The organism is Ensifer sp. GW101-20A05 (assembly GCF_059424735.1).
On sequence record NZ_JBWKZT010000003.1, the window covers coordinates 113,468 to 122,601 of the forward strand.

The 9,134-nt window shown below is 63.2% G+C and carries 10 protein-coding genes and 1 other RNA gene; 5 read left to right on the forward strand and 6 right to left on the reverse strand.

From position 1 onward, the window contains the following. Window positions 1–26 precede the first annotated feature (26 nt). The 4 genes from AC070A_RS09720 to AC070A_RS09735 form a co-directional block, all read right to left on the reverse strand. A complete protein-coding gene (locus AC070A_RS09720; protein WP_113479329.1) occupies window positions 27–395 on the reverse strand; it encodes a VOC family protein in 369 nt (122 codons plus the stop codon). 74 nt (window positions 396–469) lie between these two features. Continuing rightward, a complete protein-coding gene (locus tag AC070A_RS09725; RefSeq protein WP_057247806.1) occupies window positions 470–1,177 on the reverse strand; it encodes a helix-turn-helix transcriptional regulator in 708 nt (235 codons plus the stop codon). 28 nt (window positions 1,178–1,205) lie between these two features. Beyond that, a complete protein-coding gene (gene nudC / locus AC070A_RS09730; protein ID WP_057247807.1) occupies window positions 1,206–2,186 on the reverse strand; it encodes an NAD(+) diphosphatase in 981 nt (326 codons plus the stop codon). 2 nt (window positions 2,187–2,188) lie between these two features. Continuing rightward, window positions 2,189–2,638: an HIT family protein gene (locus AC070A_RS09735; RefSeq protein ID WP_057247808.1), complete on the reverse strand. Its 450-nt coding sequence runs from the start codon at window positions 2,636–2,638 to the stop codon at window positions 2,189–2,191. Window positions 2,639–2,702: 64 nt separating this feature from the next. Here AC070A_RS09735 and ffs point away from each other — a divergent pair. From ffs to AC070A_RS09750, 3 genes are all read left to right on the forward strand, one after another. Beyond that, window positions 2,703–2,800, forward strand: an RNA gene (gene ffs / locus AC070A_RS09740) — signal recognition particle sRNA small type. Between the two features lie 45 nt (window positions 2,801–2,845). Further along, complete coding sequence (locus AC070A_RS09745) at window positions 2,846–4,714, forward strand: DNA polymerase III subunit gamma/tau (RefSeq protein ID WP_057247809.1); 1,869 nt, start codon at window positions 2,846–2,848, stop codon at window positions 4,712–4,714. Window positions 4,715–4,753: 39 nt separating this feature from the next. Next, window positions 4,754–5,077 (forward strand): YbaB/EbfC family nucleoid-associated protein, encoded by a 324-nt coding sequence (locus tag AC070A_RS09750; protein ID WP_057247810.1) that lies wholly within the window; start codon window positions 4,754–4,756, stop codon window positions 5,075–5,077. A 64-nt stretch (window positions 5,078–5,141) separates the two neighbouring features. On the opposite strand, the gene AC070A_RS09755 is transcribed toward AC070A_RS09750, so the two are convergent. Together AC070A_RS09755 and AC070A_RS09760 are read right to left on the reverse strand one after the other, a co-directional pair. Further along, complete coding sequence (locus tag AC070A_RS09755; protein ID WP_162770855.1) at window positions 5,142–6,245, reverse strand: patatin-like phospholipase domain-containing protein; 1,104 nt, start codon at window positions 6,243–6,245, stop codon at window positions 5,142–5,144. Then, on the reverse strand, window positions 6,242–6,964 hold the full coding sequence (locus tag AC070A_RS09760; RefSeq protein WP_218372972.1) for a patatin-like phospholipase family protein: 723 nt from the start codon (window positions 6,962–6,964) through the stop codon (window positions 6,242–6,244). The genes AC070A_RS09755 and AC070A_RS09760 overlap by 4 nt, the downstream gene beginning before the upstream one ends. Before the next feature lie 140 nt (window positions 6,965–7,104). On the opposite strand from AC070A_RS09760, the gene recR reads away from it, so the two are divergent. Continuing rightward, entirely contained in the window at window positions 7,105–7,710 is a 606-nt protein-coding gene (recR, locus tag AC070A_RS09765; RefSeq protein WP_057247812.1) for a recombination mediator RecR, read from the forward strand. 42 nt (window positions 7,711–7,752) lie between these two features. Continuing rightward, window positions 7,753–8,991 (forward strand): lytic murein transglycosylase, encoded by a 1,239-nt coding sequence (locus tag AC070A_RS09770; RefSeq protein WP_057247813.1) that lies wholly within the window; start codon window positions 7,753–7,755, stop codon window positions 8,989–8,991. Window positions 8,992–9,134 lie beyond the last annotated feature (143 nt).

A 9,134-nucleotide genomic window follows, 5' to 3' on the forward strand; every position in this document is an offset into this window, starting at 1 on the left:
CGGGATACGCGCCGCTGTCCTCTCGATCACGAATCGAAGAGGCGGACGCGCAGCCGGTGACCATCCGGATCGAGCGCGACGAAGGTCGGACCGAAATCCATCTCGGTCAATTCCTGCGCAATCTGCAGCCCTTCCGCCTTCCATTTCTCGTAGTGCGCGCGCACTGCGCCCTCATCCTCCACCATGAACGCCAGTTCCAAGCGATGGCCTGATGCCGTCGGCTCCGGCGCGACCGTATGTTCGGCCCAGAGCCCGAGGGTGAAGCCGCCGGGCAGTTCGAAGGACGAAAAGGTCTGGTAGGTGACGCTTGGTTCCTGCGCGAGGACATCCCGGTAGAACGCCACGCTCGCCAGCGGGTCCTTGACATAAAGAACGATGAGATTTGCCTTGGCCATGTTGTTTCCTCCTTGTTGCGGGGAATTGCAGGCTAGGCGTGGTGGCTGCCAACTTCTGTCAGCATCGAGAGTTGTCAGGAGCCGACCGTCTGGCGCTTGGATGCGGCGATGTCCTGGCTGGCGCGCCAATCCTTCATCAGTACCTGGCGGCGACGAGGATAGCGCGCTTCGGTCACGGTCATCCGGCGCATGCGGTCAGCGCGGAAGTGCCGGAAGTCCAGGCGCAGTTCACACCACGCCATGACCATGCGGACGTTCTCGAAGAAGCCGAGCGCAAAGGGCCAGATCGTGCGCTGCGTTGCACTGCCATCATTGTCCACGTAGTCGAGTTCCACCTTGCGCTCGTTGCGGATCGCCCGCCTGAGTGCGGCAATGTCGATGCCGTTGGTGGCCGGCGGGCTCGGCCCGACGAGCAGGGTCGAGCTGTCCAGCTCCTCGCGAAGCTCGGCCGGAAGCACCGCGGCGATCTTGGCAAGGGCGTTTGCTGCAGCACCTGCGAGATCGTCGTCGGTACGCTTTGAAACCCAGCGCGATCCGAGCACCAGTGCCTCGATTTCCTCCGCGGAAAACATCATCGGCGGCAGCATGAAGCCGGGTTTCAGCACATAGCCGAGCCCCGGTTCGCCCTCGATATGGGCGCCCTGAGCCTGCAGACTGGCGATATCGCGATAGAGCGTTCGGAGGCTGACACCGGTCTCTTCCGCCAGCCGCTGGCCGCTCACCGGCTGGCGGTAGCGCCGGAGCACCTGCAGAAGATCCAGCAGCCGTTCGGAGCGGGACACGGTCGGCCCTCCTCGTAACCCGTCGCCCTCAGGCCCGCTCGTCCCAGGCGAGCCAGTCGCGCATCAGCTGGTGCGCGATCGCGCCCTTCGGCGGCGGAATATGCTCGTCGCCGGTATTGGCAACGCCGGTCGAGCGTTCGAGCATCGCGATCGTTTCCTCGCGGGTGAACCAGCGCACGTCTTCCAGCTCCTGCTCGTCGCGCTTGATGACGGTCGATTTCGCCTCGGCGTAACAACCGATCATCAGCGTGTGCGGCATCGGCCAGGGCTGCGAGGCATGGTAACGCACCCGGCCGATGTGGATGCCGGACTCCTCGTGCGTTTCCCGGCGCACGGCATTTTCGATCGTCTCCCCCGGCTCGACGAAACCGGCAAGGCAGGAATACATGCCCGGCGCGAAATGTGGGCTGCGGCCAAGCAGGCAGAGGTCGCGCTCAAGGTCGATCGTCATCATGATGACGACCGGATCTGTTCGCGGAAAGACCATGTGGCCGCAGGCGGTGCAGACCCGGCGATAGCCGCCGGCCGTGCCTTCCATCGGCCCGGCGCAGCGGCCGCAGAAGCGGTTGTTGGCGTTCCAGGTAATGAGGCTCGAGGCCTGGGCGAATTGGCCGAGCAGTTCCTCCGGCAGCATCTGCTGCCGGTAGAGCGTGCGGCCATCGGCGATCTTGAAGGGTTCAGTGATCGTCTCTTCGGTCAAGCCCGTCGGCACGGCAAGCCGTGGCTCGCCGTTCGGCAGGTAGCCGAGCAGGATGGTCTCGTCGAGCACGGGTTCGAGCCCTTCGAGTTCGTAAGGGGCAAACAGCGGGTCGATGATCTTCTCGTCGTGCTTGACGATCAGCTTCGGTCCCGAGAAGGCCAGGAAATGGGCGCCCGGGTGCTTGAGCGCCAACTCGACGCAATCGTCGCTGCGGTGCTCCGACTGGCGGTCCAGATGGTTTTCGGAAAAGGCGACGAGAGTGCTTGGCTCCGGATGCGGGCTACGAAGGTCAAAGATCGATTTCGTCATGTTCAGAGGTTTTCCAGAATGCGCGCTGCGAAGTCCCGATGTTCTTTCTCGTCCCACGGCTCCGGCTTGCCGAAGCCCCAGACCGGCCCCGGCCAGTTCGGGTCGCCGTCGTTGCGGGCGATGATATGCACATGTAGTTGCCGAACGATATTGCCCAATGCGCCGACATTGATCTTTTGAGCGCCGGTGACCGTCTTCAGGGCGGTTGCCGCCATGGTCGTCTCGAAGGTCAGCATCGTCTGGTCGAGTGGGGTCAGGTCGAAGATTTCCGAAATGCCTTCACGCTGCGGAATGAGCACGAGCCAGGGCCAGCGGCGGTCGTTCATCAGCCGCATCTGACACAGGCCGATCGAGGCGATCGGGATGCCGTCGCGTTCGAGCCGCTCGTCAAGAGTGAAGGTCGCCAAGTCATTCTCCTCAGGCAAAGACAACGGATTCACCTTGTTTTGCATATCGATATCAGTTTTTTGATGGCTTGGCTTGCATTTGCTTTCGATATTGCCGATATGGAAGCCGGGAGGTTGGTGGTGGACGAGCCACTCGCCAACCGGGTCAGGTCCGGAAGGAAGCAGCCCTAACGAGCCCCGGCACGGGTCATCGTGCCAGCCTCCCACCTTTTCCGTCCTGTCGGGACAAGAGTTCGAACAGCGGCAGGGTCGATGAGCGACGACACGTCCATTTCATCCGTTGAGAAACCGGCCGCCTACCGTGTTCTGGCGCGCAAGTATCGCCCCAAGGATTTCTCCGACCTGATGGTCGGCCAGGAACCGATGGTGCGCACGCTCACCAACGCTTTTGAAACGGGTCGCATCGCGCAGGCCTATATGCTGACCGGTGTGCGCGGGGTCGGCAAGACCACCACCGCCCGCATCCTCGCCCGTGCGCTGAACTACAAGACCGCTGAGACCGACAGGCCGACGATCGACCTTCGTGTGCCGGGCGAACACTGCCAGGCGATCATGGATGGCCGCCATGTCGACGTCATCGAAATGGACGCCGCCTCGCATACCGGTATCGATGACATCAGAGAGATTATCGAACAGGTTCGCTACCGCCCGGTATCGGCGCGCTATAAAGTCTACATCATCGACGAAGTGCACATGCTCTCGACCCAGGCCTTCAACGGCCTGTTGAAAACGCTCGAAGAGCCGCCGGAACATGTGAAGTTCATCTTCGCCACCACCGAAATCCGCAAGGTTCCGATCACGGTTCTGTCGCGCTGCCAGCGCTTCGATCTGCGCCGCATCAGCGCGTCTGATCTCGTCGGCCTGTTTTCGACGATCCTCGGCAAGGAAGGCGTTTCCTTCGATCCGGAAGCGCTCGCCATGGTCGCCCGTGCTGCCGAAGGCTCGGCGCGTGACGGCCTGTCGCTGCTCGACCAGGCGATTGCGCACGGCGGCGGTGCGGTCGAGGTCGAGACCGTGCGCTCGATGCTCGGCCTTGCCGACCGCGCCCGCATCGTCGATCTCTTCGACCATGTCGTCAAAGGCGATGTTGCGGCCGCACTCCAGGAATTTACCGCGCAATACGAAGCCGGCGCCAATCCGACGGTCGTTCTGACCGATCTCGCCGATTTCACCCATCTTGTCACTCGCATGAAATATGTGCCGGAGGCGGTCAACGATCAGTCGCTGAGCGAGATCGAGCGCACCCGCGGTGCCGTCTTCGCCGAAAGCGTTGCGGTCACGGCACTCTCGCGTATCTGGCAGATGCTGCTCAAGGGCATTCCGGAAGCGGAAAGCTCGTCGCGCCCGGCGGGAGCTGCCGAAATGGTGCTGATCCGGCTGGCGCATGCCGCACACCTGCCGGCGCCGGAAGAGGCTGCGCGACGCGTGCTTGAGCTTTCCGGCGGTGAAGGCGGCGGCGCCCGTTCCGGGCCGGTTGGCGGCAATGGCGGCGGGGCACAGGCCTCCGCCTCAGGATCGATTTCGGCGCAGGCAACGCAGGCGATGCCGGTGCAGCGCCCGACGAGCAACGGCGCGACGATGCTGCGCGCCGTGCCGGATGCAGCACCCCAGCCGGTCACCGTCGGCCGTATCGAGGAGCGACCCGCGGTGGCCCCAGCTGCCAAGCCGCAGCCGTCGGTTCCGGTCAATTCGATCGCAGATATCGCCGAACTTTGCGCCAAGAACCGCGACATCAAGCTGAAGACGCTGGTGCGCGGCTTCCTGCGGCTGGTGCATATCGAGGCCGGTCGTCTCGACGTCAATGTTTCCGACGATGCGCCGAAGACGCTGCTTGGTGAAGTCGCGGTCAAGCTCAAGGAATGGACCGGCATCCATTGGATCGTCAGCTACAGCCGCGAGCGCGGCGAGCCGACGCTGATCGAGGCCGAACAGCGGGCGCAGGAACAGCGCGTCAACGACGCACGGCAGGACCCCGATGTCGCTGCCATTCTTGCCCGCTTTCCGGGTGCCAAGATCACCGACGTGCGCATTCGCGCCGTCGAGGAAGAGGCCGAGAGTGTTGCTCCGGCTACAGCCGAATCCGCCGACGGCGATATCGTCCCTGGCGACGACATCGAATAGTCCCGTCTGCGAGCAGAAACAGAAAAACAGGAGACGACGATGCGCGACATCATGGGGATGATGGGCAAGGTCAAGGAAATGCAGGCCAAGATGGAGAAGATGCAGGCGGAGATCGCCGCACTCGAAGTCGACGGCACGTCCGGCGGTGGTCTGGTGACCGTCCGCCTCGACGGCAAGGGCACCCTCAAGAGCCTGAAGATCGATCCTTCGCTCTTCAAGGAAGACGACGTCGAGATCCTCGAAGACCTGATCGTCGCCGCCCACAAGGACGCCAAGGACAAGGCCGAAGCCGTCCAGGCGGAAAAGACCGCCGAACTGACCGCCGGCCTGCCGATCCCGCCCGGCATGAAGCTGCCGTTCTGACCGGTTTGAACGAGTTGGAGCGCGGTGCGTTCGGAAAACCGCACGCATTATTCCGCATCCCGCTCTATTGATTGGGCGCCGGTGGCGTGTCCGGCCGCGGAGGGTTCGCCCCGCGTGGATTGGTATCCATGCTGGCGGTGATCCTGAGATCCACCTTCTGGCTGGAAGGTGGAGGAATCGGGCGCCGATCGAGTTCGGCGCCTATGGCTGCGAGCTTCTGGGTAAGCTCGTTCAGCGCTAGGCGATCAGCCATTGTAACGCCGACGAGGCCGGTCGGATCGTATTCCGTCAGGATCGCCGGATAGTCGATCCTGCGCTCGGTCGCCGGTTCCATGTAACGATTGGACAGCTTGCGCAGCGACTCGGAAAGTGTCGGCAGCATCGTCATCGCCCGGCGCCATCGATGTTCGTTGAAGTCGAAATTCTTGAGCACGACGTCGCCGGCCTTGCCGCCGAGCATGCTCAGGAAATTCACGGTTTCTCCATCCATGTCGAGATTGAGCCCGCCTTCCTTGGCATCGTCGAGCCTCACCTCGACAATGCGTTCGCTGTAGCCATGGAGTTGGCTCTGTAGCGTGTCCTGCCAGTTGCGGGCTGTGTCGAGGATAGCGCCGACGAACCCCAGGAGCCCCTTGACCGGATAGACTGGCGTTGCCTTGCCCTCGGCCGTCCGGCGCGGCAGGTGGACGCGGCTGCCACCTGATCCGTCCTCATCCTCTCCATGGCGCCTCGGATCGTAACTCGCCAGCGAAATACCGAAGGTCGGGCGACCGGGCAGTAGTCCGTCGAACAAATGGATCGGGAAATTGCTGGTGATGCCGCCATCGGAAAACAGGCAGCGGATATGGGTCGACGGATCGCGCCGGGCTGCCGCGCGCAGGGAATAATCGTAGCGATAGAGTGGAACGCCGCGGATCAATCCGGGGAAGCTGAGACTCATGCGGGCGATGATCGCCACCGGCAGCTTCCTTGCCGGCGGTAGCTGGTAGTAATCCCGCACGCCGTCCGGCCCTACGATGTCGCGTGGTTTGCTCTCCTTCAGGAGGTAGCTCATGATGGACGGCGGAAACAGCCTTTCGAATTCCGACTTGCGGTAATTGTGCACCCGGTCGCCAAAGGGTAGCTCGTAAGGCCGCCGCGAAGAGAGATCGGTGGTGACGCTCTTCAACGTGATCTCGTAGCGATCGAGATCGCCGATCGTCGAAGGCCGCGCTTCTCCGTCGGAGCGAACCGGGCCGGCAATTCGATCCGCTCGGCAATCCAGTTGGTGAATGCAGGTTTCTTCGCGCCCGGTTGGGTCAGGCCGCTGCATAGGCCGAAGTCGTGGGCCGGCAACACCACCGCGACCGCGCGATAGAGCTGATAGGTCAACATCGCCATCGCGCCGATCAGGACGACGAGCGCCCCCAGGATGCCAAGCGCCCAGTCGGTCGCGGCGATGCCGGCGACGATCAGCGCGAGGCCGGGGAGGGCGGCAAGAAGCAACGCCAGGTGAAAAACCCTGAGGGTCTCCAGAGCTGCCGCCACCACCTTGTTTCCCTGCGTTCGCACCATCGCCATCCCGACGCGAAAGAGCGGCGCTGTTTCCGCCGATGGCTGGAAGAAGGTCGGGAGATTGGCAGCCAGCTCCTTCGGCATCGCATCGATCAGCGCGAAGCCAGCGTTCTTTTCGTCCGCCGTTGCGGCACTTTGGCGTCGGTATTCGGCGGCCGCTGTCATGACGGCGGCAATCGCACCGGCCGATGTGCCGCCGATGTGCATGAAGCGGTAGCGGGTCGCGAGTTCGGTAATGGCGCGCGGGAAGACCACACCGGAGGTGATGCCGCCTTTCATGATCAGATCGCATTCATCGCTGGGGGCTGCATAGCGGAAAGGCGTATTGGTCATCGGAGCCTCCATCTGCTGCAATCAACAATAGATTGCGCCTTGCTCGAATGCACGCCGATTTCTCCTGTGCCCTTTGCGATGGCCCACTGCAGTGTGCGAAGTCGATTCCGTTCGGGCTCGATATGGGCTAAAAGCGCCGCATGGCAAAACGAGTCACCGGCCCCGAAATCGAAAAACTCATCCAGCTCCTGGCAAAAGTCCCGGGGCTCGGGCCGCGTTCGGCACGGCGCGCCGCCCTCCATCTCGTCAAGAAGAAGGACCAGTTGCTGGGGCCGCTCGCCGACGCGATGGGCGAGGCGCACCGCAAGGTCCGTATTTGCTCCTGCTGCGGCAATGTCGATACGATCGATCCCTGCACCGTCTGCTCCGACGAGCGTCGCGACCAGTCGGTCATCATCGTCGTCGAGGATGTTTCCGACCTCTGGGCGCTGGAGCGCGCCGGCGCGATGAACGCCGCCTATCACGTGCTTGGCGGCACGCTCTCCCCGCTCGACGGTGTCGGTCCTGAAGACCTCAACATCAAAGGACTTGTCCAGCGCGTCGCCAATGGCGGCGTCCGCGAACTGATCATCGCCGTGAATGCGACGGTCGAGGGCCAGACCACGGCGCACTACATCACCGACCAGCTCGAGGGCATGGAAGTGAAGATCACCCGGCTTGCCCATGGCGTGCCTGTTGGCGGTGAACTCGACTATCTCGACGAGGGCACGCTGGCCGCCGCCCTTCGCGCCCGCACGTCGATCTGACGCTATTTTCGAACGCCGCGATCCAACCGATAGGGAAGCCTTATGCTGAGACTTCTTTCACTTTCGACCTTGTTGCTCTGTGGCTGGCTGGGGTTCGCGCATGCCGCGACGAAGGCGGATGTCGAGGCGGAGTTTCGCGCCTGGCTCCAGAGCGATCTCTGGCCGGAAGCGCAGAAGGCTGGCATTTCCGCCGGTTCATTCAAGGCCGCCTTCGCCGACGTGAAGCTCAACTGGGACCTGCCGGATCTGGCGCCTCCCGGCTTCCCGAAGCCGAAAGAGCAGAAGCAGAGCCAGGCGGAGTTTTCCTCGCCCGGCAGCTACTTCTCGGAGAAGCGCCTGCAAGGACTGGCGGCAACCGGCCGCAGCCTTGCCTCCACCCATGCGTCGACCCTGAAGAAGATCGAACGCACCTATGGCGTTCCGGCCTCGGTGGTCGTGGCGATCTGGGGCCGTGAGTCCGGCTTCGGCCGTGCCAAGATCCCCTATCCGGTCGTTGATGTGCTGGCGACCAAGGCCTTCATGTCGTCGCGCCCCGACCTTTTCAGACGCGAGCTGATCGCGGCGCTGCACATTCTCGACAGCGGCGACGTCGACGAGACGGCGATGCGCGGTTCCTGGGCCGGCGCCATGGGCCAGCCGCAGTTCATGCCGTCGAGCTTCCTGCAATATGCGGTCGATTTCGACGGCGACGGCCGCCGCGACATCTGGAATTCGGTGCCGGACAGCCTGGCGTCGATCGCCAACTATCTCGTCAAGAAGGGCTGGCAGCGCGGCCGCGACTGGGGCTTCGAGGTGTCGATTCCCGACGCTGTCTCCTGCGCACAGGAAGGCCCGGACCTCGCACGGCCGATTTCGGACTGGGCCAACAAGGGCATCACGCGGATTTCCGGCAAGGCCTTCCCGTCGCATGAACTGTCGGCGTCGTCGATGATGCTGGTGCCGGCCGGCCGGCATGGGCCGGAATTCATCGTCACGCCGAACTTCTATGTACTCAAGGAATACAACAACTCCGACCTCTATGCGCTGTTCATCGGCAATCTCGCCGACCGCATCGCCACCGGCGGCGGTGCGTTCCGCGGGAGCTGGGGCGACGTCGGCAACATGCTGCGCTCGGACGTTCTCGCCATGCAGAAGGCGCTCGTCGCCAAGGGCTATGACGTCGGCAAGGTCGACGGCCTTCCCGGCTACAAGACGCGCCGCTCGCTTGGCGACTGGCAGGCAAAGAGCGGGCTTGCCGCCACCTGCTTCCCCGATGCCTCGCTGAAGGCGAAGCTGCGCTAAGGCAATTTCCAACCAGAGGCGTCGACGCTCTCTCAAGCTGAACCGCTGAACCGAAAGAGGCCCTGCGTGACGGGGCCTCTTTCGTTGCATTGGTCGATGTCAGCGTTGGGGGCGACAACGGCATTTAGAGCAATTCCAGGAAA

Coding starts and splice junctions, on each gene's coding strand:
- AC070A_RS09720 (WP_113479329.1), bottom strand. CDS start 395: ATGGCCAAGGCAAATCTCATCGTTCTTTATGTCAAGGACCCGCTGGCG.
- nudC (WP_057247807.1), bottom strand. CDS start 2,186: ATGACGAAATCGATCTTTGACCTTCGTAGCCCGCATCCGGAGCCAAGC.
- AC070A_RS09735 (WP_057247808.1), bottom strand. CDS start 2,638: ATGCAAAACAAGGTGAATCCGTTGTCTTTGCCTGAGGAGAATGACTTG.
- AC070A_RS09745 (WP_057247809.1), top strand. CDS start 2,846: ATGAGCGACGACACGTCCATTTCATCCGTTGAGAAACCGGCCGCCTAC.
- AC070A_RS09750 (WP_057247810.1), top strand. CDS start 4,754: ATGCGCGACATCATGGGGATGATGGGCAAGGTCAAGGAAATGCAGGCC.
- AC070A_RS09760 (WP_218372972.1), bottom strand. CDS start 6,964: ATGACCAATACGCCTTTCCGCTATGCAGCCCCCAGCGATGAATGCGAT.
- recR (WP_057247812.1), top strand. CDS start 7,105: ATGGCAAAACGAGTCACCGGCCCCGAAATCGAAAAACTCATCCAGCTC.
- AC070A_RS09770 (WP_057247813.1), top strand. CDS start 7,753: ATGCTGAGACTTCTTTCACTTTCGACCTTGTTGCTCTGTGGCTGGCTG.